The organism is Flexivirga sp. YIM B11880 (assembly GCF_058148645.1).
This window is the reverse complement of the sequence record NZ_JBMAMH010000001.1, coordinates 88,172-110,595: the sequence shown is the minus strand read 5'-3', so window position 1 is coordinate 110,595 and position 22,424 is coordinate 88,172. Positions and strand designations below refer to the sequence as shown.

The 22,424-nt window shown below is 69.0% G+C and carries 21 protein-coding genes and 1 tRNA gene; 14 read left to right on the top strand and 8 right to left on the bottom strand.

Annotated features, from left to right (window positions below; genetic code table 11):
- Positions 1-5 precede the first annotated feature (5 nt).
- From ACN8HC_RS00510 to ACN8HC_RS00455, 12 genes are all read left to right on the top strand, one after another.
- Complete coding sequence (locus ACN8HC_RS00510) at positions 6-575, top strand: NADH-quinone oxidoreductase subunit B (protein WP_490073671.1); 570 nt, start codon at positions 6-8, stop codon at positions 573-575.
- Positions 572-1,111, top strand: coding sequence for an NADH-quinone oxidoreductase subunit C (locus ACN8HC_RS00505; protein WP_490072907.1), 540 nt, complete (start codon positions 572-574; stop codon positions 1,109-1,111). Before ACN8HC_RS00510 ends, ACN8HC_RS00505 begins: the two co-directional genes overlap by 4 nt.
- Positions 1,108-2,067 carry a complex I subunit 1/NuoH family protein gene (locus ACN8HC_RS00500; RefSeq protein ID WP_490072906.1) on the top strand — a complete coding sequence of 320 codons (960 nt, stop codon included), beginning with the start codon at positions 1,108-1,110 and terminating at the stop codon, positions 2,065-2,067. The genes ACN8HC_RS00505 and ACN8HC_RS00500 overlap by 4 nt, the downstream gene beginning before the upstream one ends.
- Positions 2,064-2,531 carry a NuoI/complex I 23 kDa subunit family protein gene (locus ACN8HC_RS00495; protein WP_490072905.1) on the top strand — a complete coding sequence of 156 codons (468 nt, stop codon included), beginning with the start codon at positions 2,064-2,066 and terminating at the stop codon, positions 2,529-2,531. Before ACN8HC_RS00500 ends, ACN8HC_RS00495 begins: the two co-directional genes overlap by 4 nt.
- Positions 2,528-3,064, top strand: coding sequence for an NADH-quinone oxidoreductase subunit J family protein (locus tag ACN8HC_RS00490; RefSeq protein ID WP_490072904.1), 537 nt, complete (start codon positions 2,528-2,530; stop codon positions 3,062-3,064). The genes ACN8HC_RS00495 and ACN8HC_RS00490 overlap by 4 nt, the downstream gene beginning before the upstream one ends.
- Positions 3,061-3,366, top strand: a complete 306-nt coding sequence (gene nuoK / locus ACN8HC_RS00485; protein WP_490072903.1) for an NADH-quinone oxidoreductase subunit NuoK — start codon at positions 3,061-3,063, stop codon at positions 3,364-3,366. Before ACN8HC_RS00490 ends, nuoK begins: the two co-directional genes overlap by 4 nt.
- Complete coding sequence (locus ACN8HC_RS00480) at positions 3,363-5,408, top strand: NADH-quinone oxidoreductase subunit 5 family protein (protein WP_490072902.1); 2,046 nt, start codon at positions 3,363-3,365, stop codon at positions 5,406-5,408. Before nuoK ends, ACN8HC_RS00480 begins: the two co-directional genes overlap by 4 nt.
- A complete protein-coding gene (locus tag ACN8HC_RS00475; protein ID WP_490072901.1) occupies positions 5,402-6,904 on the top strand; it encodes a complex I subunit 4 family protein in 1,503 nt (500 codons plus the stop codon). The genes ACN8HC_RS00480 and ACN8HC_RS00475 overlap by 7 nt, the downstream gene beginning before the upstream one ends.
- Positions 6,901-8,349, top strand: a complete 1,449-nt coding sequence (locus tag ACN8HC_RS00470) for an NADH-quinone oxidoreductase subunit N (RefSeq protein ID WP_490072900.1) — start codon at positions 6,901-6,903, stop codon at positions 8,347-8,349. Before ACN8HC_RS00475 ends, ACN8HC_RS00470 begins: the two co-directional genes overlap by 4 nt.
- A gap of 42 nt (positions 8,350-8,391) precedes the next feature.
- Positions 8,392-9,273 carry a zinc metalloprotease HtpX gene (htpX, locus tag ACN8HC_RS00465; RefSeq protein ID WP_490072899.1) on the top strand — a complete coding sequence of 294 codons (882 nt, stop codon included), beginning with the start codon at positions 8,392-8,394 and terminating at the stop codon, positions 9,271-9,273.
- Between the two features lie 914 nt (positions 9,274-10,187).
- Positions 10,188-12,671 carry an aminopeptidase N gene (gene pepN, locus ACN8HC_RS00460; RefSeq protein WP_490072898.1) on the top strand — a complete coding sequence of 828 codons (2,484 nt, stop codon included), beginning with the start codon at positions 10,188-10,190 and terminating at the stop codon, positions 12,669-12,671.
- Entirely contained in the window at positions 12,668-13,471 is an 804-nt protein-coding gene (locus ACN8HC_RS00455; RefSeq protein ID WP_490072897.1) for a serine hydrolase, read from the top strand. The genes pepN and ACN8HC_RS00455 overlap by 4 nt, the downstream gene beginning before the upstream one ends.
- 28 nt (positions 13,472-13,499) lie before the next feature.
- On the opposite strand, the gene ACN8HC_RS00450 is transcribed toward ACN8HC_RS00455, so the two are convergent.
- From ACN8HC_RS00450 to ACN8HC_RS00430, 5 genes are all read right to left on the bottom strand, one after another.
- Entirely contained in the window at positions 13,500-16,367 is a 2,868-nt protein-coding gene (locus tag ACN8HC_RS00450) for a helix-turn-helix transcriptional regulator (protein WP_490072896.1), read from the bottom strand.
- Between the two features lie 59 nt (positions 16,368-16,426).
- Positions 16,427-16,633, bottom strand: a complete 207-nt coding sequence (locus tag ACN8HC_RS00445; RefSeq protein WP_490072895.1) for a hypothetical protein — start codon at positions 16,631-16,633, stop codon at positions 16,427-16,429.
- Between the two features lie 127 nt (positions 16,634-16,760).
- Entirely contained in the window at positions 16,761-17,516 is a 756-nt protein-coding gene (gene fabG, locus ACN8HC_RS00440; protein WP_490072894.1) for a 3-oxoacyl-ACP reductase FabG, read from the bottom strand.
- A gap of 30 nt (positions 17,517-17,546) precedes the next feature.
- On the bottom strand, positions 17,547-18,533 hold the full coding sequence (locus ACN8HC_RS00435) for an NADPH:quinone oxidoreductase family protein (RefSeq protein WP_490072893.1): 987 nt from the start codon (positions 18,531-18,533) through the stop codon (positions 17,547-17,549).
- A complete protein-coding gene (locus ACN8HC_RS00430) occupies positions 18,530-19,333 on the bottom strand; it encodes an SDR family oxidoreductase (protein ID WP_490072892.1) in 804 nt (267 codons plus the stop codon). Before ACN8HC_RS00430 ends, ACN8HC_RS00435 begins: the two co-directional genes overlap by 4 nt.
- Positions 19,334-19,468: 135 nt before the next feature.
- On the opposite strand from ACN8HC_RS00430, the gene ACN8HC_RS00425 reads away from it, so the two are divergent.
- Positions 19,469-20,068, top strand: coding sequence for a TetR/AcrR family transcriptional regulator (locus ACN8HC_RS00425; RefSeq protein ID WP_490072891.1), 600 nt, complete (start codon positions 19,469-19,471; stop codon positions 20,066-20,068).
- Between the two features lie 50 nt (positions 20,069-20,118).
- On the opposite strand, the gene ACN8HC_RS00420 is transcribed toward ACN8HC_RS00425, so the two are convergent.
- Both ACN8HC_RS00420 and ACN8HC_RS00415 read right to left on the bottom strand, forming a co-directional pair.
- Positions 20,119-20,730: a hypothetical protein gene (locus tag ACN8HC_RS00420; protein WP_490072890.1), complete on the bottom strand. Its 612-nt coding sequence runs from the start codon at positions 20,728-20,730 to the stop codon at positions 20,119-20,121.
- A gap of 148 nt (positions 20,731-20,878) precedes the next feature.
- Entirely contained in the window at positions 20,879-21,376 is a 498-nt protein-coding gene (locus tag ACN8HC_RS00415) for a YajQ family cyclic di-GMP-binding protein (RefSeq protein ID WP_490072889.1), read from the bottom strand.
- A 126-nt stretch (positions 21,377-21,502) separates the two neighbouring features.
- On the opposite strand from ACN8HC_RS00415, the gene ACN8HC_RS00410 reads away from it, so the two are divergent.
- Positions 21,503-21,583: transfer RNA gene (locus ACN8HC_RS00410), tRNA-Tyr, on the top strand.
- A gap of 58 nt (positions 21,584-21,641) precedes the next feature.
- Here the strand turns inward: ACN8HC_RS00410 and ACN8HC_RS00405 are convergent.
- The gene (locus ACN8HC_RS00405) at positions 21,642-22,406 is read right to left on the bottom strand and encodes a G1 family glutamic endopeptidase (RefSeq protein WP_490072888.1); all 765 of its coding nucleotides are present in this window, start codon (positions 22,404-22,406) and stop codon (positions 21,642-21,644) included.
- Between the last annotated feature and the right edge of the window lie 18 nt (positions 22,407-22,424).

The following is a 22,424-nucleotide window of genomic DNA, read 5'->3' as shown; positions in this document are numbered from 1 at the left end:
TGCCCATGCCCCGCGTCGGCGCGGGGCAAGAAGTCGCCCCGAAGCCCATGCGGGTGGTGCTCAACTGGGGCCGCCGCTACTCCCTCTGGGTGTTCAACTTCGGATTGGCTTGCTGCGCCATCGAATTCATCGCAGCATCGATGGCACGGCACGACTTCATCCGGCTGGGCGTCATACCGTTCGCACCCGGCCCGCGGCAGGCCGACCTGATGGTCGTCTCGGGCACGGTCACCGACAAGATGGCCCCCGCGGTCCGCCGGCTCTACGACCAGATGCCCGAACCCAAATACGTCATCAGCTTCGGTGCGTGCAGCAACTCCGGCGGCCCCTACTGGGACTCCTACTGCGTCACGAAGGGCGTCGACCAGCTGATCCCGGTCGACGTCTACGTGCCGGGCTGCCCGCCGCGTCCCGAGGCGCTGCTGCAGGGCATCCGCGTCCTGCAGGAGCAGATCGCCGAGGAGAAGCTGCACACCAAGGGCCTGCGCGCCAAGCTCAGCGGCTACGCAGGCCGCAAGGTCACCGCCGGCGAAGTGAGCCGCCCGCTCGTGGCACCGCCGGGGGAGTCCGCGTGAGCGTCGAACCCTACGAAGTCCCTCGCGTCTCCTGCCCGCCCGGCGAATGGATCGTCACGCTCGAGCAGCAACGCGACGAAGGTTTCACCTTCTTCGACTTTCTCACCGCCGTCGATCAAACCGACGTCGACGAAGACCCCGGCTTGGACGTCGTCGTGCACCTGTATGACGTGACGCCCGGCGCACTGCGCGAAATCCTCGTGCAGACCCGCATCGCGGACGGCGCGAGCCTGCCGAGCTGCACGGTGCTGTGGCACGGCGCGGCGTGGCACGAACGGGAAACGTTCGAAATGTTCGGCATCCACTTCGACGACTTCACCGAGACGGGCAACGGCAAGCTGCGAAAGCTGTTGCTGCCGGACGGTTTCGACGGCAACCCGCTGCGCAAGTCGTTCGTTCTCGCGGCACGCGCGAGCAAGCCGTGGCCGGGCGCCAAGGAGCCCGGCGGTGGCGGCACCGACGGCAAACCGGCCCGCGCGCCCCGCCGCCGGTTGCAGCCGCCGGGCGTGCCCGACGAATCCTGGGGTCCCCGATGAATGACTTCGTCGAAGTCGTCGTACGGTCCGTCTGTGTGCTCGCCGCGTTCCTGGTGTTGCCGCTCCTCGTGGGGCAGACCGAGCACAAGGTGATGGCCCACATGCAGGGACGGCTCGGGCCGATGGAGGCCGGCGGTTTCCACGGCTGGGCCCAGCTCATCGCCGACGGCGTGAAGTTCGCTCAGAAGGAAGACGTCGTCCCGCTCGCCGCGGACAAGAGCGTCTTCCGGGTCGCGCCGGCCCTCGGCATCGTGGCCTACCTGCTGGCGCTCGGAGTGATCCCGTTCGGCCCCGACTTCTTCGGCGCCAACGTTCCTGGCGGCCTCGTCTGGTTCCTCGCGATCAGCGGTGTCGGCACCCTCGGCACGCTGATGGCCGGCTGGTCCAGCGGCAACAAGTACTCCCTGCTCGGCGGCATGCGCACCGCCGCTCAGCTGGTCTCCTACGAGCTGCCGCTGATCCTGGTCTGCGCGTCGTTCGCGATCGCGGCCGGCTCCTTGTCGCTGGTCGGCATCGCGCACGCATGGAACCCGTGGTGGCTGCTCTGGCAGTTGCCGGGCGCGATCGTCTTCCTGGTCGCGGCCACCGCCGAGCTGCAGCGCCCGCCCTTCGACATGCCGGTCGCCGACTCCGAGCTGGTGATGGGCCCCTACACCGAATACACCGGGCTGCGGTTCGCGCTCTTCCTGCTCGCCGAATACGCCGGCATCGTGGTCATGTCGTTCCTGCTCGCAGCGCTCTGGCTCGGTGCTTGGGCGGGACCCTTCGCCGACTCGGTGGGCTGGCTCTGGATGCTGGTCAAGGGCGGCATCTTCGCGTTCGTCATCATCTGGATCCGGGTCGCCTGGCCGCGGCTGCGCGAGGACCAGTTGCAGCGCGTGGCCTGGCTGGGTCTGGTCCCGATCGCGTTGCTGCAGTTGGCGATCACCGCAGTCGGAGTGGTGGTGAGCTCATGAGCAAATTCCTGACCGGCCTCGCGAAGGGTATGGCGACCACGGCCCGCACCATGGTCACGCACGCCCACACCCAGCAGTACCCCCACGTGCAGCCCGACCTGCCGGACCGGAGCCGCGGCGTCATCGCGCTGCTGGAGGAGAACTGCACGTCCTGCATGCTGTGCGCGCGGGAGTGTCCGGACTGGTGCATCTACATCGACTCCCACAAGGAAACGACACCACCCGGACCCGAAGGCGGCCGCGCCCGCCAGCACAACGTGCTGGACCGCTTCGCCATCGACTTCAGCCTGTGCATGTACTGCGGCATCTGCATCGAGGTGTGCCCCTTCGACGCGCTCTTCTGGAGCCCGGAGTTCGAATACGCCGACGGCGACATCCGGAACCTCTTGCACGAGAAGGAAAAGCTCGGTGAGTGGATGCGGACGGTGCCGCCCCCGGCGGCGGTGGAGGATGAGCCGTCGTGACCACATACGACGTGCTCTTCACCATCGCCGGGGCGATCAGTGTCGCCTCGGCGCTGCTCGCCGTGACCACCAAACACCTGGTGCACTCGGCGCTCTGGCTCATCGTCAGCCTGGCGGCGCTGTGCGGCTGCTACCTGGTGCTCGGCGCCGAATTCGTCGCACTGGTGCAGCTGCTCGTCTACGTCGGCGCCGTCGTCATCCTCGTGCTGTTCGCGCTGATGCTCACCCGCGCACCCATCGGGCGCAGTCATGAGCACGACACCCCGCTGATGCAACGTGCCGCCGCACTGGTCGTCGGCGCGGCCACCGCGGCACTGCTCGCGACGGTGCTGATCAGCGCCTTCGGCAACGACAAGCAGCGCATCAACGGCGGTGGCACCCACCTGCTCGCCGTCCGGCTCTTCGGCAGCTGGGTGTGGCCGTTCGAAGTGCTCTCGGCGCTGCTGCTCGTCGCGCTGATCGCCGCGCTCGCGCTGGCCCGGCTGCCGATCGGGCGACGTGGCCGGTCGGAGATGCAGGGAGAGCTGCAGTGATCCATTCCGCGCTGCCGATGCTCGTCGTCGGGCTGCTCTTCGGCATCGGCCTCTACGGAGTGCTCGCCCGCCGCAACGCCATCCTGGTGCTGATCGGTGTCGAGCTGATGCTCGCCGCCGCCGGGCTGCTCTTCGTGACCGTCGGCTCGCTGACGAGTGACACGCTGCGGGCCGGGCAGGTGATGACGATCTTCGTCATCACGATCGCTGCTGCCGAGATCGCAGTCGCCCTGGGCGTGATCCTCGCGGTGTTCCGCGGCCGCGGAAACGTCGACATGGCGCAGCCGGGGGAGTCCGAGTGATCCTCGCCGACGGCCGCTTCGACCCCACGACGCTCGCAGTGGACTTCCCGCTCCAGCCGAGTCACCTGGTCGTGCTGCTGCCGGCCGCCGTCCCGGTGCTGGTCATCCTGCTGACCCGACGCAGCACTCCGGCGTTCGCCGTCACGGCCGTGTTGAGCTTCCTGGGACTGCTCGCGCCGATCGGCCTGCTGCTCCAACAGGTCCGCGGCGGAGCCGTCGCCGCACCGCAGACGATCGGTGACCTGCCGGTCGGTCCAGGCCTCAGCATCCCGCTGCACCTGCAGGTCGACCGGCCGTCGGTGCTCGTCGCCGTCGCCGTCGGGCTGGTCTCCTGGGCGGTGCAGCTCTTCACCCGGTGGTACCTCTACAGCGACCCCCGCTATCGCCAATTCGCCGCCACTGTAGGGCTGTTCACCGCGGCCATGCAGCTGGTCGTCCTGTCCGGCGACCTACTGCTCACTCTGATCGGCTGGGAGTTGATGGGCTGGTGCTCCTACCTGCTCATCAGCCACGAGTCGGAGCGACCGAAGGCGCGGCGGGCGGCATACAAGGCCTTCCTGGTGACCCGCATCGCGGACACCCCCTTGGTCATCGGTATGGCGATCCTCTCCCTCGGCGCGCACAGCACCGACATCGCCGCGATCGTCGTGCACTGGACGCACGCGGCGGCAGGACACCACACCGCACTCACCGCCGCACTGCTCTGCATCATCTGCGCGGTCGCCGGCAAGTCCGCCCAGGTGCCGTTCCAGGACTGGCTGCCCGACGCGATGGAGGGCCCGACACCGGCGTCGGCGCTGATCCACGCGGCCACCATGGTCGCGGCCGGCACGGTCGTGCTCGGCAAGCTGGTCACCCTGCTCGAGCTGTCCGACACCGCGCGTGTCGTGCTGACCGTCGTCGCGTCCGTCTCGATGGTCGGCGCCGGCATCCTGGCCTTCCTCCAGCACGACCTCAAACGGCTGCTCGCCTGGTCGACGGTGTCCCAGGTCGCGCTGATGCTGCTCGGACTCGCGGTGCTGGCGCCGCGCACCGGTGCCGACCTCGGCATCGCGCATCTGCTGTCGCACGCGATGTTCAAGGCCCTGCTCTTCCTGATGATCGGCTGGCTGTCGGTGCTGGTCAGTGGGACCACCGTCGAGCGCCTGTCCGGCGCGCTCAGCAAGCACCCGGTCTGCCGCCGGATGCTGGGCATCGGGCTGCTGGCGCTGGCCGGGGTGCCGCCGCTCGTCGGTTTCGTGTCCAAGGACCTGATCGTCGACGAGGCGGCGCGACGCGGCATCGACGGTGACCTGAGCTCGCGGATCGCCTTCGCGGCGCTGACCTGCGTGGTCCTGCTGACCGCGGCATACAGCATGCGGATGTGGCTGATCCTCATCCACCGCAGCGGGTTGCAGCGCGTGCAGGTGCGTGAGGTCATCGAGGACAGCTATCGCGTCGAGGACGTCGGCATCGTCGAGATGCTCACCGAGCTGCCCCAGGTCGACCCGCACGGGCGACCGCTGGACCGGCCTGAGCCGGTGCCGGTCCAGGTCGTCGAGGACGAGGATCCGCTGGTCGACCAGCAGCCCGGCGGCGGCGCGCGGTTCGGCCTGCAACTGCTCGCGCTGCTGTCGGTCGTCGGCGGACTGCTCGTCTTCTCGCCGATGCTCGACGTCGACTGGCAGCACCCGAACGGCTGGCTGATCGGCGCGTCACTGCTGCTCATGGGGGCGATCGCGTTGCTGGTGCGGATGCTGTCCATCGGCACCGTGTATGGCGATGCAGCCGCCCGCTTCCCGATCTTCGTGCGCGCTTCGGCGTCCCGTGGCTTCGACGCCGACCGCATCTACGTCGCGGCGATGCGTCCGGTGCTGGCTCTTGCGCACGCGGTCACCCGCGCCGAACGGCTGCTCGACGGCGGTGTGCAGCGACTGCCCGAGCTGTCGGCGGCCGTCGCGGGCCGGTCGGACCGGCTGCACACCCGCCGTCCCACCAGCGGCCTGGTGGCCGTCTCCTGTGGCCTGGTCGTCGTCGGCCTGATGGGAGTCATCCTGTGGTAGCCGCGCTCTTCGTCGCACCGCTCGCACCCATCGTCGCCGGCCTGGCCCTCGTCGTGGGCGACCGGAGCATCCGGTCGGTGAGCCGCCACACGGCATACCTCGTCTCGTTGGTGGTCACCGTGGTGTCGCTGGTCGCCTCGGCGCTGATCGCCAAGGACCGGCCGGTGCTCAACCGGCAGTGGGTGCCCGAGATCGGCATGCGCCTGCACCTGTCGGTCGACGGCATCAGCGTGCCGCTGCTGCTGATGACCGCCGCGATCGGCGTACTCGTGGTGTTGCACGCCCGGCATGAGCAGCCGCAGGGCGGCACGCCGGCAACTTTCTTCGGCTGCCTGCTGCTGGTCATCGGCGGCGGCATCGCGACCTTCCTGGTGCAGGACGCGATCAGCTTCTTCCTCGCCTTCGAGGTCGTGCTGGTCCCGATGTGGGTGCTGATCGGCCGCTTCGGCGACCGCCGTGACGCCCGCGAACGTGCCAGGGCCGCCAACACTTTCGTTCTCTACACGGTGCTCGGCTCGACCCTGATGCTGGTCGGCATCCTCACCATGACCTTCGCCGCCGGGACCAGCGACCTCGCCGGCATCGCCGCGCACCCGCTGCCGGCGAGCAGCCAGACCGCTGTCGCGGCCATCCTGCTCGTCGGCCTCGGCATCAAGGTGCCGATGTGGCCGCTGCACTCCTGGCTGCCGCGCGCGCACACGATCGCTCCGACGGCCGGCTCGATGCTGCTGGCGGCGGTGCTGCTGAAGATGGGCACCTACGGCGTGGTCCGGCTGGTGATCGCGCCACTGCCGCAGGGCATCGAGCGGCTCGCGCCATACATCGGCACGCTCGCGGTCATCGGCATCATCTGGGGCGGCCTGGTCTGCCTGGTGGAGCGCAGCCTGAAACGACTGGTGGCGTGGTCGTCGGTGGCGCACATGGGCTTCGTGCTGCTCGGGCTGATGAGCGGCACCACCGTCGGACTACAGGCCGCCCTCTACGCCAACATCGCGCACGGCGTGATCTCGGCACTGCTCTTCGCCGTCGTCGGCGGCCTGAAGCACCGGTGGGGCGGCGACGACCTGGACACCGTCCGGCGATCCCTGCGCGACATCTCGCCACGGCTCAGCCTCGCCCTGGTGATCGGCTTCGCCGCCTCGATGGGGCTGCCCGGGCTGGCCGGATTCTGGGGCGAGGTGTTGGCCATCTTCGGTGCGTGGAACCCGGGCGGTGACCGTCCGATGGGCTGGTTCCGGGTGCTGGCCGCCGTCGCATCGGTCGGCGCAGTGCTCGCCGCGGGCTACGCGCTGCGCGTGCTGCGGGTCGTCTGGCAGGGCTCGGCCGCCGGCGGGACGCCGCCGGAGCCGGAGCCCGAGACCGACGCACACGGCAACGAGTGGATCGTCGCCGGAGTGCTCGGAGCAGCTGCGGTCGCGCTCGGCGTCATACCGATCGTGCTCTTGCACACGACCGCCGGTGCGGTGACCCAGCTGATGGCGGTGGCCGGTCGATGAAGCTCACCTTCGACTGGTGGCTGCTGGCCCCGGTGTTGATCCCCGCGGTCGGCAGCGTGCTGCTGCTCCTGCTCGACGCGCTGCTGCCACTGCTCGGCCGGGTGCACTGGGCGATCACCGCCGTCCTGCTGCTCGCCGGCGCGGCCGCGGCGGTCCCCGGCGCACTGCCGTCGGCGGACAACCCCCGCACCACCCTCTGCCTTCCGAACGGCACCTGTCTCTACTCGGTCGACCACATCGGCGTGGGTCTGCAGCTCACCGCCCTCGTCAGCGGCGCCGTGATCGCGTTGCTGGCCCTGCCCATCCGGGTGCCGGCCGAACGCGCCGCGATCCAGGCGACACTGCTGCTCGCAGCGACCGCGGGCGCGGCGGGTGTCGCGGCCGCCCGCGACCTCGGGTCCTGGCTGGTGATGCTCGAGCTGGCGACCCTGCCGGTGATCGCCCTGGTGGCGCTGCGCGCCCGGCAGGCAGCCGTCGACGGTGCCCTCGCGCTGCTCACCACCTCACTTGTCAGCTTCGCGATCACCGCCATGGGCGCGGCCCTCTGGTTCGCCGCCACCGGCTCGGCGGTGTTCACCGGTGACGCGGTGCTGCAGGCCACCCACGACGCCGACTCCCGCCGAATTCTTGTGCTGGCAGTCGTGTTCATCGTCGCTGGACTCGCCTTCAAACTGTCGCTCGCGCCCTTCCACGCGTGGACGCCGGAGGCGTTCGGCGGGGCATCGGTGCCGATCGGCGGCTTCCTCGCCGTCACCTCCAAGGTCGCCGCGCTGGCCGCGCTGCTGGTCATCTTCCGCGGGGTCACGGTGCTCGGCACCTCCGCGCTCGCCGCCATCGGGGTGCTCGCGGCGCTCTCGATGACGCTCGGCAACGTGATGGCGCTGCGGGAGAAGAACGCCCTTCGCTTCCTGGCCTGGTCCACCGTGTCGCAGGCCGGCTGGGTCGTGCTGCCGCTCGCGGCGGTGTCGACCCGCGCGGTGCGGTCCGCCGCCGCCTATCTGGTCGTGTATGCCGTCGCGACGCTCGTCGCGTTCGCGGTGGTGACCGCGCTGGCGCACGCGGACGGACGCGAACACGCGACTTCCCTCTCGTCATACGGCGGGCTACTGCGGCGGCGACCACTGCTCGCCGTGACCCTGGCACTCGCCCTGCTGACCCTGATGGGATTGCCGCCGGCCGTGATCGGGCTGGTCGCGAAGGTGGCGGCCATCGGTCCCGTTGCAGGCGGACGCCTGTGGGTGCTCGCGATCATCGCGGCACTCAACGCCATGCTGGGTGTCGCGGTCTATCTCCGGTGGCTGCGGATCCTCTTCGGCGCTCGGAAGGACCCTGACCAGGCGGACGCCTTGCATCCGGTGCACCGGGTCCTGGTCGTCGTCGGGGCCTGCGCGTTGGTGGTGACGAGCATCGCGCCGCAGTCGCTGCTGCAGATCGTCGGTCGCTGAAAAGTCCGGAACAAAGCATGTGGTCAGGCTCGTTCGCCAGATATGCACCGTCACTTCAACGGCCTCAAGACGGCCGCGTTGTTCGGCGGCATCTGGGTCATCCTGCTCGCCATCGGCGCACTGGTGGCCGGTGGGCGCTACATCTGGATCTTCGCGCTGATCGGTGTCGGGACCACGGCATACAGCTATTGGAACTCCGACAAGCTCGCCATCAAGGCGATGCGCGCCTACCCGGTGAGTGAGATCCAGGCCCCGGAGATGTACCGCATCGTGCGTGAACTGTCGACCAAGGCCGGCAAGCCGATGCCGCAGCTCTACATCTCGCCGACCGACGCGCCCAACGCGTTCGCGACCGGCCGCAACCCACAGCATGCCGCCGTCTGTTGCACCCAGGGCATCCTGGAACTGCTCGACGAGCGGGAGCTGCGCGGGGTGCTCGGCCACGAGCTGATGCACGTCTACAACCGCGACATCCTCACCTCCTCGATCGCTGCGGCGCTGGCCGGCATCATCACCTCGATCGCGCAGATGATGATGTGGTTCGGGATGTTCGGGGGCGGAGGCAGCAACGACGACGACCGCCCCAACCCCCTGGCGATGCTGGCCATGGCATTCCTCGCACCGGTGGCGGCGAGCATGATCCAGCTGGCGATCAGCCGCACGCGTGAATACGACGCCGACGAGGACGGCTCGCAGCTCACCGGCGACCCGCTCGCGCTCGCGTCCGCGTTGCGCAAGCTGGAGGTCGGCACCGCGCAGATCCCGTTGGCGCCGGAGCCGAAGGTCGTCAACGCCAGCCATATGATGATCGCCAATCCCTTCCGCGCGCAGGATGTTTCGCGGCTCATGTCGACCCACCCGCCGACCGCCGAGCGCGTCAAGCGGCTCGAGGATCAGGCCTACGGCCGACAGATCCGCAGCTGAGCCGGGCAGCCGGCGGCCGGCAGTTGGTGTCGAGCGGTAGGCCCAGTAGAACGTGCGCAATAGCGCACGAACTACTGGACCGAAGCAAGCGGAGCGCATCAGCGGCCTGACGTCCGAAATGATCTCGTCCAGCAACTTGCGCCGAGGCGACCGGCGAACGCCACGCCAGGCGAGCTGCAGTCGTGGTGGCGACGTGAACCGCTGCTGCATCGGCAAGCAGATCAGCAGGGCTGCTTGCCGATCGGTCGCCGCCCACTGCGCGGCATGAATCGCGGCGAACTCCGTGGCGACCCGCGGGATGCCGCCGCCGATCACCGGCTCCGGCACGCGCGGCAGATGCGTGCGGACGCCGTCCACCGGGTAGGTGCGGCTCGTCTTCGGCAGCGTGACGTCGATGACCGAGGGGGCGAAGCCCGTCATACCGGCGCCCAGTAGGGAACTCGCGCCGTCGAGGCGCGCACGCGAGCCCGACTCCCACACGGCTCGCCACAACCGGGCAACCTCGCCGAGCTCGGGCGAGCCGACGCTCAGGGTATGTCGCCCCACCTTGAACCATCGACCGGCGGCGACCTCATTGCGCACACTGAACCGGTCGATGCCGTGTTGTACTAAGGACATTCGGTGCACTACACCGCCGTGATCGGCGGCCAGCTCACGAGCAATCGCGCGCCGGTCCGCGCGACGAACGGCCGGGGTCACCAATGGCCGGACGCCGACCAATTGGACTGCCTCTGTCATGCCGGGAGTATCCGGAACGCTGCACCCGGACCGACAGCAGGAGCGCCGAAGCTGTCGACGGCCAGCACACCGGAGCAACGATGTGGACGGACAGCCCGACGTTCCGGTCCAGTAGATGGTGCGTAATACCGCACTATCTACTGGACCCGGAGGAACCGCATGACAGGGTGAGACCCATGGGTTCCTTGTTGCGCACCGAGGCGCAGGAGCGCGCCGCGCTGGTCGACGTCTCGGCATACGACCTCACACTTGATTTCACCCAGGGCGAGGAGCTGTTCGGCTCACACACCGTCCTGCGGTTCGACAGCGCGACGCCGGGCGCGTCCACATTCGTCGAGCTGCAGCCGCACGAGATCCGGTCGATCGCCTTGAACGGCAACCCGATCGATCGATCCGCGGTGCGCGACGGTCGGCTCTGGCTGGATCACCTGGAGGCTCACAACGAGCTGGTGGTCGATGCGGTGATGGCCTACGTGCGTGACGGCGAGGGCATGCACCGGGCCGTCGACCCGGAGGACGGTAAGGCCTACCTCTACGGCAGCCCGGCGTCGTCGTCGGCCGGGAAGATCTACGCCTGCTTCGAGCAGCCGGACCTGAAGGCGCCGTACCGGGTGCGGGTGAGGGCGCCGAAGGACTGGCAGGTCATCGCCAACGGTGCGCTGACCGGCGACGAGGACGGACTGCGCACCTTCGCCGGGACCAAGCCGATCGCGACCTACTTCTTCACGGTCTGCGCCGGTCCGTTCGCCGTCCGGACGGATGAGCACGACGGCATACCGCTCGACATCTACGCGCGGGCGACCCTCGCCGACCAGCTGCGCGACCAGGCCGACGAGATCTTCACCGTGACCAAACAGGGCTTCGACTACTACCACCGGGTCTACGGCATTCCTTATCCGTGGGGGAAGTACGACCAGGTCTTCGTGCCCGAATTCAACATGGGTGCAATGGAAAACCCGGGTTGCGTCACGCTGCGCGACGAGTTCGTCTTCCAGGGACACGCGTCCCGTGCGGAACACCTCCTACGCGCGGTCGTCATCATCCACGAGATGGCGCACATGTGGTTCGGGGACCTGGTCACCATGCAATGGTGGGACGACCTGTGGCTCAACGAGTCGTTCGCGGAGTTCCTCGCGCAACAGGGCACGGCGGAAGCCACCGAGTTCACCGAGGCCTGGGTCGACTTCTCGGCCATGCGCAAGAACTGGGGGTATGCCGCCGACCGCGCCCCCTCCACCCACCCGATCGCCGGGACACCCGCGCCCGACGCGAACGCGGCGCTGGAGAACCTCGACGGCATCACGTATCCGAAGGGTGCCTCCGCTCTGCGGCAGCTCGCGGCATACATCGGTGAGGAGACGTTCCTCTCCGGCGTGCGTAACTATCTGCAACAGCACGAATTCGGCAACGCCACCCTCCAGGACTTCCTGGCGGCGATGACCGCCGAGAGCGGCACCGAGCTCGCGCACTGGGCACGGGGCTGGTTGCTGACACCCGGCACTGACACCCTCTCGGTGGAAGTCGACGGCACGTCGGCTGTCATCAGCCGCACCGCCCCGCACTCCTACCCGGCGGACCGGCCGCACGTGACCGACATCGCCGTCTTCGGCGACGGCGTCGAAGTCGCGCGCGCCGACGTCCGGATCGGCGATGACACCACGCGGGTGGACGGTCTGGGACTGGACGGTGCGCCGAAGCTGTTGGTGCCCAACGCAACCGACCGCACCTGGGCGATCGTGCAGCTCGACAGTGCGAGCCGGCAATTGCTGCCCGCCGAGCTGCCGTCGATCGCCGATCCGACCACCCGCGGAGTCGTGTGGTCTTCGCTGCTCAACGGACTCGCGCTCGGCTCCGTGGACCCGGCACTGGTGCTCGACGTGTTCGAGGCCGCCTGGCCGGCCGAAGACGTCGACCCGCTGCTGGAAGCGGTGGCGACCTTCGTCGCGCGGGCGATGCCCGGTCATTTCCTGTCGCCGCAGCAGACACCGCAGGCGCTCGAGCGTCTTGCGGCCACCGGACGGGCCGTCTTCGACGCGCCCGGCGTGAGCGACTCCCGCACGCTGACCGCCGGCCGGCTCGTGGCATGGACTTCCGCCGACGTGGCGCTGCTGCGCGACTGGCTCGCCGGCCGCCGTCTGCCCGACTTCCTCGTCGGCGACGACCAGTTCCGCTGGGCGGTCATCGGCCGGCTCGCCGCCCTGGGTGAGCTGGACGAGGACGAGATCGCCCATTGGCAGAAGCAGGATCCGTCGGCCAGTGGTGTGTTGCGTGCGCTGGCCGCGCGCACCCGCATCCCGACCGATGAGGCCAAGGCCTGGGCATGGGAGCGGCTCACCGGGTCCGACACCTCGAGCAATGCCGAGCTCAGCGCCGTCGCCGCGAACTTCTTCGGCGCCACCGATCAGCACGTCACCCGCCCCTACGTCGAGCGCTTCTTCGATGAACTTCCCCGACAGGCAGGCAAACTCGGCGACATGGTGTTGCATCTGCTCGCCGGTGACGGCTACCCGTCGACGGTCGTGGAGCAGCGCACCATCGAGTTGGCGGAGCGTGCGCTGGCCGAGGATCTGCCGGCGGGTGTCCGGCGCTCGTTCGTGGACGGCACCAGCCGGTTGCGGGAGCAACTGCGCTGCCAGCAGACGTTCGGGGGACTGCAATGAGCGATGGCGCGGGGTGGAGCGTATTGGTCGTGCCGCTCGACGAGCCGAATGCGGAGCCGTGGCTGCAGCAGGCACCGGACCAGGTGCTGAAAACCGCGTCGGTCGGCAAGCTGCTGCTGCTCGGAGAAGTGGCCCGCCGGATCGACGCCGGTGAGCTGACACCGGATCATCGGGTGACCAAGGACGGCGCACGCTTCGTGCGCGACTCCGGACTCTGGCACGTGCTCGACCAGCCCGATCTGACGGTGGTGGACGTCTGCCGGCTGGTCGGCGCGGTCAGTGACAATCTTGCGACCAATGTACTGCTCGACCTGGTCGGCCTGGATGCGGTTGCCAGTTATGCCGATTCGATCAGCAGCGCACCGATGGAGCTGCTCGACTACGTGCGGGGTGAGGCGCGGGACCTGACGATCCCCGGTACACCGCCGACGCTGTCCCGCGCCAGTGCCGCCTCGCTGATCGGCTTCGCCCGCCGGCTGTATGACGGGAGCGTCTCGCCCCTGGTGGCGGAGTGGATGTCGCTCAGCACCGACCTGTCGATGATCGCGTCCGCTTTCGGCGAGGATCCGTTGGCGCACAACGTCATCGGTGAGTCGGGGCATCCGGCGCTGATCAACAAGACCGGCACCGACGACGGCATCCGGGCGGATGTGGGTCTTGTCCGCCACGGTGACCGGGCCGTGGCCTATGCCGCGATCGCGAACTGGCCAACCGATGAGTCGGCGCCCGGGGCGGCATCCGTGATGAGGCGAATGCGAAGAATCGGCGCGGAGATCCGCGACCGGCTCACCCAGGAGTGAGCAGGCGGTCACCCAGGACTGAGCCGGCTCAGTCCAGCAGGCCGCGCTGCCGGGCCAGGTCGACCGCCTCGGTGCGGGTCGACGCTCCGAGCTTCGCGAGGATGTTGGAGACGTGCACACTGGCCGTCTTCGTGCTGATGAAGAGCCGGCCGGCGAGCTGCCCATTCGTCATGCCGGCGGCGACCAGCTCGAGCACGTCCCGCTCGCGGGGCGTCAGGCTGCCGTCACCCGAGCCCTCCGCACGCGGACGGGTGCGCAGCTGAGCCACGAGGCGGGAAGCGCCCAGACGACGCGCGGTGTGCAGCGCCTGCTCCGACAGCGAGCGAGCGTTCTCCCGATCACCGGCAGCGTGCAGCGCACGTGACAGCAGCAGCTTCGCCGCGGCTTCCTCGTAACAGAAACCCGCAGCGGCGAAGAGGCGCACCGATTCACGGTATTCGTCGATCGCCAGGGCGTCGTCACCGGCCAGCCGCGCGAGGTCGGCCCGAGCCCGCGCGAACCACGCCCGCGACTCCACACCGAGCGAATCACGCGAGCCGCGCACCAAGAGCACGGCTTCCAGCGTCGCCTCGAGCTGCTTCACTCGTGGTGCCCAGACGCCGGCCTCTCGCGGCTTCCCGGCAACGGCGTCGGCCAGCTGGGTGAGCAACAGGGCGGACATCCGGATCTGCGCGTCGAAAACCGGGAGGCGCCATACCTTCCGGACGGTGGTGACCGCTTCGTCGAACACCGCGACCGCGCCCTCCAGATCACCGGATGCCCCGAGGACCTCGATCATCCCGGGCGCGTCGTTCACCAGGATGAACATGTCCTGCCGCCAGTGGGGATGCAGTTCCTCGTGTGCCGTCCTCACCCGGTCGAAGCGGCCTCGGGCGACATCGACCGTGAGTTGCACCGCGGCGGTCGACGCCCTGGCCAGCGGCGGCAGGTCGTCGGTGTCGGCGAGCAGTTCGTCGACGCGCTCCCAGTCGCCCAGTTTCGCTGCGAGCGTGGCCGCGAAGATGATCGAGTCGAGACCGTACATCTCCGTGCGGGCGTGCGCCTCCGCCGCACGTCGGATCGCCTCGGCGTAGGCGGCCGCCGCCTTGGTGTGCTGGTCGGTCCTCGCGTGCAGGCCGGCGAGCTGATGCAGTGCTCGCAGCTCGGCGCGAATGTCGCCTTCCGCGGCAGCGCGTTCGCGGACCTGCTCCAGCGTGGTGAGCGCCGAGGTGAGGTCGCCGGCGAGGCCGTCCAGTTTCGCCTGGGTGGTCATGGCATCGCTGATGATCGACGGTTCGTCCACGGAGCGACCGATGGTGAGGGCGTCAGCCGCGGCGACCGTGGCCTCCTCGTGCCTCTCGAAGGCCAGTAGGTAGTGCGCCTTGAGCGCCAGCAGCTGGCCGAGCAGCACGTTGTCGTCGGCCTGCCGTGCCCAGCCGATCGCCGTGTCGAGCAGTGCGTCGGCCTCGTCCGGCAGATCGGCGATGCAGAGCTTGATGTGCATCGTCGGCAGGTCGGTGAGCAGCAGTGCCGACAGATAGAGCCGCAGCAGCCGGGCGCGATCGAGAGTCGGTCCGGTGAAGGAGCGCAGGGCGTCGCGAACCAGCTCCGCGGCGCGGTGCGGGTCGCCGGCGCCCAGCAGTGCTTCGGCGGCACGTTCGACCAGATCGTCCGGCACGTCGGTCAGCTCCGGATGTCCGGCGGCGAGGGCGATCGCGCTCTCGAAGTGGCGGGCGGCATTCGCCGGCGCAGCGGTGCCGAGCGCCTCCGCACCGGCGGTCACCCGCGCCCGAAGCGCGTCGGCGAAACGCGACGCGCGCTCGGCGTGCAGGGCGATCGCTGCTGCTGAGCCGTTCTGGGCGATCAGGATGTCGGTCAGCCGGTCGTGCAGTCGCACGCGCTCACCGGGCAGGAGGTCGTCATACATCGCCTCGGCGAGCAGTGCGTGGCGGAAGTCGTAGTCGCCGCTGCGTGTCGTGACCAGGAGATGCGCATCGACGGAGGCCCGCAAGGCTGCCTGCAACCGGTCGCTCGGCAGCCCGGTCAGCTCGCGCAGCGTGGCATCGGACGCACCGGAGCCGGCGACCGAGGCGGCGCGCAGCACGCCACGGGCGTCCTCGTCCAGCGCATCCGTCCGCACGAGCAGGATGTCGGCGAGATCGGCGGGGAGGAACGGCTCGTCGGGATCGCCGGACGGTGACGATGCGGCGACGAGTTCTTCGGTGAAGAAAGGGTTTCCGGCCGCTCGGCGGATGATCTGGCGCGCGGTGTCATCGGCCAGATCGGGCTGCAGGTGGCGCACGAGGTCCCTTGCCGGACCGGGCTCGAGCGGGTCGAGCACGACGCGGCGCACGGTGGACAGCCGGGACCATTCGGCGAGGGCCGGCCGCAGTGGATGCCGCCGGTGCAGGTCGTCGGTGCGGTAGGTGGCGACGACGTGCACGCCGGGCCGCACGTCGTGGGTGAAGAGGTAGGTCAGCAGCTCGCGGGTCGACCGGTCGGCCCAGTGGACGTCCTCGAGCACGACGAGCACCGGCGCGAGCTGCGCGAGGGCGTCGAACATGGTGGCGACCGTCTCGAAGAATTCGACCGGCCGCACGCCGTCGACGGGCTTCAGGAAGTCGGCTGCCAGCTCGGCCGCGGCGGGCAGCTCGCGGAGGGAGCGGGCGATGTCGGAGATCGGCAGGTATGGCGCTGCGCTGTCGCCGAGATCCAGGCAGCGCCCGACGAGCACCACGCCACCGGAGGCCCGGCAGGTCGCGGCGATCTCCTGCAGCAGGCGGGTCTTGCCGATGCCGGCATCGCCGGCGACCAGGGTGATCGACGACCGGGCGGTGTCCCCGAGCAACCGCGCGAAGTCGTCGATCTCCCGGCTGCGGCCGAAGATCGGGCCGGCGGGCGAGGAGTCGGAGCTCATCCCGTCATTCTCGCCGGTGACCTGCGGCAGCGGATCGGCGACGGCAGATCCGGGGTGGCTCATCGCCAGCCGAGGCGGCCGGGCGTGACCAGGTTGAGGCCCTTGCGTGGTGCCGGCTTCCGTTCGGCGGGACTGCGCCGGCGGCCGAACAACCGGCGGACGCTCAGCTCCCAGCCGTGCGCGACGGCGAAGTCGTGCGCGATCTGCTGCTGGCGGTAGGCGATCTCGGCTTCGACGATGGGGGCGGTGGAGAAGGAGAAGTTCATGAGCGTGCCTTTCGATGTCGTGTGCTGTTGACATCGAGATTGCTCGTCTGAGGTAGCACGCCGCGTCGGGCGGATGCCCTATTTCCGCCCCTGAGGCAGTGCCTCAGGGGCGGAATCCACCGACACCTCAGTCGTAGGGGCCGCCTGCGACATACAGCACCTGACCGCTGACGAAACCCGAGGCCTCGCTGCAGAAGAACGACGCGGCATTGGCGATGTCCGCCGGGCGTCCGACGCGCTGCACCGGGATCTCCTTGGCCGCCAACTGCTGGAACTCCTCGAAGTCGACGCCGACGCGTTCGGCCGTTGCCTTGGTCATGTCGGTGACGATGAAGCCGGGCGCGATCGCGTTGGCAGTGACGCCGAACTTGCCGAGTTCGATTGCCAGCGTCTTGGTGAAGCCCTGCAGTCCCGCTTTGGCCGCCGAGTAGTTCACCTGACCACGATTGCCCTGAGCCGAGGTGCTCGACAGATTGACGATGCGGCCGAACCGCGTCTGGGTCATGTACTTCTGGGCGGCGCGAGTCATCAGGAAGCTGCCACGCAGGTGCACGTTCATGACGGTGTCCCAGTCGTCGGCCGACATCTTGAAGATGAGGTTGTCGCGCAACACCCCGGCGTTGTTGACCAGCACGGTGGGATCGCCGAGCTCGCCGGCGACGTGCGCGACGGCCGCCGTCACGGACGTCTCGTCGCTGACGTCGCACCCCACGGCAAGGGCCTTCCCACCGGCGTCGGTGATCCTGTCGACCACGGTCTGGCAGGCGCCCTCGTCGAGGTCGAGCACGGCAACTGCCAGGCCGTCGTCCGCGAGGCGTTCGGCGATGGCGGCGCCGATGCCGCGGGCCGCTCCCGTGACGATGGCGGTTCGAGTCTCCGACATGTGTCTCCTTCTGGTTGCGTTGGTTTCAGGTCAGGCGGACGGGTGCCAGACCAGCCGGCCGATGGTTCGGCCGGCGGCCAGCCGGGTCAGGCCGTCGGGCAGCTCGTCGAAGCCGAGCCGGCCGGTGATGAGCGGCCGGATCAGGCCCTGCGCGGCCAGCCGGTCCAGGTGTTCATAACCTTCGGCGATCACCGAGGGCCGCATGGTTCGGTAATAGCCCCAGTGCAATCCGAGGATTGCGTAGTTCTTGAGCAGCAAATGGTTCAGCGGCGGTGCCTGGATCCGGCCACCGCTGAAGCCGACGACCACGATGCGTCCCTCGAAGGCCACGCACTTGGCCAACAGGTCGTAGGCGTCCCCGCCGACCGGGTCGAAGATGACATCCGCCCCGCGTCCCTCGGTGGCTTCCTTGACCCGGGCGACGACGTCGTCGATGGTCCGGTCGATCACGACGTCGGCGCCGAGCTCCCGTGCGGCGTCGGTCTTCGCGTCGCCGCCGACGACGGCGATGACCCGGTTGCCGCTGATCTTCGCCAGTTGGACCGCGGCGGAGCCCACGCCGCCGGAAGCCGCCTGCACGAGCACGGTCTCGCCGGTACGCAGTCCGGCGCGGTGGAACAGCGCCGCCCACGCCGTCTGATAGGCGATGGTGAGCACGGCTGCCGCGTCGTCGTCCAGACTTTCCGGCGCGAGTGCGCTGTCGGCCGGCATCAGGGCCGACTCGGCAAAACCTCCGTGCGGTATGGCGGCCATGCCCATGACACGGTCACCGATCGACCGGCCGGAGACCCGCTCTCCGAGTGCGGTGATCTCGCCGCACAACTCGACCCCCGGAGTGAACGGCAGCTCCGGGCGCACCTGGTAAAGCCCTTGGCACATCAGCACATCCGGAAAGTTCAGCGCCGTGCTCAGCACCTTGACCCGCACCTCGTCCGGCCCTGGCTCCGGCTCGGGTATCTGCGCCACGTGTACGGCCCGTGCCGGCTCGGCCAGCTGCGCCACCTGCCACGCCTTCATCGGCTCGCTCCTATCTGGTCGATCCGGGCCTGCAACCGTTGCATCCCGCGCAGCCACCTGTCGGTGTCGCCGCCACGCAGCGCGAAATAGTCCTTGACCTCCGGGTGCGGCAGCACCAGGAAGTCGCCATTGGCCAGGGCCGTCACCAGGGCGTCGGCGACGTCGGAGGGATCGAGTGCGCCGTCGTGACCGATGATGTCGGCCGCCGGGTCGGCCCCCGGCCCCGGGTACATGTCGGTGCGGACACCTTGCGGACAGATGGCGTGCACGTCGATGCCACGGTGTCCGTAGGTGGCGGCGAGCCATTCGGCGAACGCCTCGGCGCCGTGCTTGGTGACGGCATACGACGGCTGCCCGAGCACCGTCAGCAGTCCGGCGGCCGACGCGGTGACCACGAAGCGCCCGGAACCGCGTTGGAGCCAGCGGGGGATCAGCAAGCGGGCGGCGCGGACGTGGGCGAGCACGTTGACCTGCCACGACAGGTCCCAGTCGCTCTCCGCTGCATCCAGGCCCGCGCCCCTTGCGACACCCGCGTTGCCGATCCAGACATCGATCTCACCCAGCGTTGCGAACGCCCCGTCGACGACCTCGCCGACTCCGTCGACGGTGCCGATGTCGGCCGAGATCGCTTGGGCGTGCAGGCGATCCGCTGTTGCCTTGAGCTCCTCATCGAGGAGGTCGGTGACGACGAGCCGGGCACCGAGGCCCACGAGCCGCTCCGCGACGGCCGCTCCGATGCCACGAGCGGCACCGGTCACCACCACCCGCCGGCCGGACCATGAGGTGAGAGGTGTGGGCACCGTCGGCTCCTCGCAAGTGGTGGGTTCAGCGCACTACTAAGCGCTTGCTTAGCGTCGCATGCTGCGGCATGCTCGTCAACGAAGCATGCAGGAATCGATGCGGCGGTTGTCGTGCAGCGGCGATGAGAGGGACGGATGGCCGAGACCGTGAACGCATCGCCGAGCGGCACCCAGCGGCGGCTGCTGGATGCCGCACGAGATGCCTTCGCTGCGAAGGGCTTTCACGGTACGACGACCCGCGACATCGCTGCTGCGGCCGGCATGTCGCCGGCCGCCGTCTACGTCCACCATCGCACCAAGGAGTCGCTGCTCTTCGCCATCTCGCTCCGTGGCCATCAGGCGACGCTGGCGGCGCTGCTGGATGCGCAACGGGAGGTCGTGGCGCCGCCGGCGCGGCTCGCCGCGCTGATCCGGCGGCTCGTCCTGACCCACGTCGTCGACCACACGATGGCTCGGGTGGTCAACTACGAACTGTCCGCACTGACGCCCGAGCACCGCGACACGATCGACGGGCTGCGGCGCGACATACAGCAGCTGATCCGCGCCACCCTCGCCGACGGCGCCGCCTCCGGCGACTTCGACTGCGCCGACATCGGTATGACGACCAACGCGATCATGGGCATGTCCATCGATGTCGCCCGCTGGTATGACGAACGCGACGCGTGGGTGCCGGAGCGCATCGCCGAGCACAGTGCCCGGATGGCGTTGCGTATGGCGGGCGCGGAACTTCCGTGAGCGGAGGGCCCGGCGCGCAAGGCTCACGCGGGCGCTGGGCGGGGTGCATCTCAAGGGGCATGGACGACCGTGGTCGTGATGCGGGTCAGCGCCGGAGAGCGCGGCGTCGAGGCGAATCCGAACCGCGGCGCAGGGATCACCGCCGCGAGGCCGCCGAGGTCCTCGCCGTCCCAGGACCCGCTGACGGAGGTCACAGCATGCACGTCGTGTGCGCCGTAGAACTCATACCGGTCGTGCCCTGCGGTGCCGTGGGTGCGCACGCCCGGCAGCAGGATCCGGGCGATCGGGTCGCTGATCCTGCAGAACCAGCTCTGTGCGCTCATGGTGTCCGGCAGGAGCTGCAACGCCCACCCGATGCGGGTGCGTTTGCCGACCACGGCGTGCAGCCGTAGCGGTCCTCCGACAACGTCCAGCCGGCCGTCGCGGCGACTGACGTCGATCTGGGCCAGCCGGACCTCGTCGAACGTGTACGTCGATGAAACGAATTCCGCTACCTGGGGCGTGGGCGCGAGCAAGATGCGGTTGCCGTCGCGGCGCTCGATCATCAGGTCGGTGAACGGCCCGTACGGTGAAGCGACCCAGTGGCCGACAACGACGCGCGTGCCCTCGGTGGTGCCGACGCCGAGGATCTCGCCGGCGAAGCGGTCCCTCTGTGGGGTCATGCGGTGATTGTGCCCGAGGACGGCTCATGGTCGGGAGCCCGTCATTGCGGTCGCCGCCGACGTCACGACCTCAGTGCTCGGACCTCTGGGTGATCCTGTGGACTATTTGCGGACCGAGGGGCAGCACATCGCAGTAACCGCAACAGAATCATCGGTAGTTGGTGAACTGGAGCGCGACGTCGAGGTCGGCGGCCTTGAGCAGCCGCTGCACCTCCTGCAGGTCGTCGCGTGACTTGCTGGTGACCCGCAGTTCGTCGCCCTCGATGCGGGACTTGACCGATTTCGGGCCCTCGTCCCGGATGATCTTGGAGATCTTCTTGGCGTTCTCCTGGCTGATGCCGTTCTTCAGCGTCGCCTCGAGCCGGTAGTCCTTGCCGGACAGCTGCGGTTCGCCGTCGTGCGACAGCTCCAGCGACTTCAGCGAGACGCCGCGCTTGACCAGCTTGGTCTGGAAGACGTCGAGCACCGCGAGCGTGCGCTCCTCCGAGTTCGCCTTCATCACGATCTTCTCGCCGGACCACTCGAGGGACGCGCCGACATTGCGGAAGTCGTAGCGGGTGGAGATCTCCTTGACAGCCTGGTTGAGGGCGTTGCTGACCTCCTGCTTGTCGGTCTTGCTGACGATGTCGAACGACGAGTCGGCCATGATCTCCAGCTCCTTCGGATCGGTGCAGTGCTGGGCAGAGTATGCCGGGCGACGGCCGGCGTGGTGGCCGCGGGACGCCGATTGGCCCGAGCCGCCCGATGCTTGTTATCCTCGTCCACGCACCACGCCAGGTTGCCCGAGCGGCCAATGGGAGCGGACTGTAAATCCGTCGCGAAAGCTACCTAGGTTCGAATCCTAGACCTGGCACCCCGTGCAGGAAGGGCCCCGGCGATCTCGCCGGGGCCCTTCGCCATACCCGGCTCGATCACTCGTGCAGGTAGGTGATCGAGAAATCGGTGCCGTTGCTCAGTGCGCTGGTGTGGTCCTCGTAACCGGAGCTGTTCGAAGCGTCCATCGCGATCGGGCTGAAGTTGCCCAAGGCGCTGCCGTTGACGGTGGACCCGGTGAAGCTGACCGAGCCGAAGGCGGGATAGGCGCCCGTCGGCGACTCCATGACGAAGTCCGCGCTCGCGTTGGCGCCGCTGTAGGACTTGGTCGTGGTCTGCGTCCAGCCCTGCGTCGTGTCGCTCAGGGTGAGTGTGTAGGACCGGTTGCTCCGGGTCACCGAGGCGGTGATGTGGTCACCGGCTCGCACGGTGTTGGAGTAGTAGACCGGGCTCTTGGGGTACATCTCGTACCACGCCTGGTAGACCGGTGAGCCGGTCGAGCAATCGGTGGCGACACCGGTCTGTTCCACCGAGGTGCTGCCGTAGCCGTCGATGCCCACCCAGGGGGCCATCAGGTCGTTGCTGGAGTTGCAGGTGACGCTGGGCTCGACCCAGGACGCCTTCGTGGCGGTGAAGCCGGAACCGGTCGCCACCATGCCGGAGCAGTTGTAACCGTTGATGTTGAAGCCCTTCCGGGTCGACGCGAGCGCCTGTGCGTGCGCCGTTGCACCGACCGCTGGGTGGCTCGCCGGTGTGCCGATGTGTCGGCCGAACTGCGCGTGCGCGAGACCGGGGGTGAGCGCGTGCGGCGGCGGGACGGCTGGACTGTATGCCGAGAAGGGGCTACTGGATCCCCTTGGCACGAAAGGCTTTACGACTGC

Excerpts from the sequence above, each read along its gene's own strand:
- ACN8HC_RS00510 (WP_490073671.1), top strand. The coding sequence starts at position 6 with ATGCCCCGCGTCGGCGCGGGGCAAGAAGTCGCCCCGAAGCCCATGCGG.
- ACN8HC_RS00500 (WP_490072906.1), top strand. The coding sequence starts at position 1,108 with ATGAATGACTTCGTCGAAGTCGTCGTACGGTCCGTCTGTGTGCTCGCC.
- ACN8HC_RS00495 (WP_490072905.1), top strand. The coding sequence starts at position 2,064 with ATGAGCAAATTCCTGACCGGCCTCGCGAAGGGTATGGCGACCACGGCC.
- ACN8HC_RS00470 (WP_490072900.1), top strand. The coding sequence starts at position 6,901 with ATGAAGCTCACCTTCGACTGGTGGCTGCTGGCCCCGGTGTTGATCCCC.
- htpX (WP_490072899.1), top strand. The coding sequence starts at position 8,392 with ATGCACCGTCACTTCAACGGCCTCAAGACGGCCGCGTTGTTCGGCGGC.
- pepN (WP_490072898.1), top strand. The coding sequence starts at position 10,188 with ATGGGTTCCTTGTTGCGCACCGAGGCGCAGGAGCGCGCCGCGCTGGTC.
- ACN8HC_RS00455 (WP_490072897.1), top strand. The coding sequence starts at position 12,668 with ATGAGCGATGGCGCGGGGTGGAGCGTATTGGTCGTGCCGCTCGACGAG.
- ACN8HC_RS00450 (WP_490072896.1), bottom strand. The coding sequence starts at position 16,367 with ATGAGCTCCGACTCCTCGCCCGCCGGCCCGATCTTCGGCCGCAGCCGG.
- ACN8HC_RS00445 (WP_490072895.1), bottom strand. The coding sequence starts at position 16,633 with ATGAACTTCTCCTTCTCCACCGCCCCCATCGTCGAAGCCGAGATCGCC.
- fabG (WP_490072894.1), bottom strand. The coding sequence starts at position 17,516 with ATGTCGGAGACTCGAACCGCCATCGTCACGGGAGCGGCCCGCGGCATC.
- ACN8HC_RS00435 (WP_490072893.1), bottom strand. The coding sequence starts at position 18,533 with ATGAAGGCGTGGCAGGTGGCGCAGCTGGCCGAGCCGGCACGGGCCGTA.
- ACN8HC_RS00425 (WP_490072891.1), top strand. The coding sequence starts at position 19,469 with ATGGCCGAGACCGTGAACGCATCGCCGAGCGGCACCCAGCGGCGGCTG.
- ACN8HC_RS00420 (WP_490072890.1), bottom strand. The coding sequence starts at position 20,730 with ATGACCCCACAGAGGGACCGCTTCGCCGGCGAGATCCTCGGCGTCGGC.
- ACN8HC_RS00415 (WP_490072889.1), bottom strand. The coding sequence starts at position 21,376 with ATGGCCGACTCGTCGTTCGACATCGTCAGCAAGACCGACAAGCAGGAG.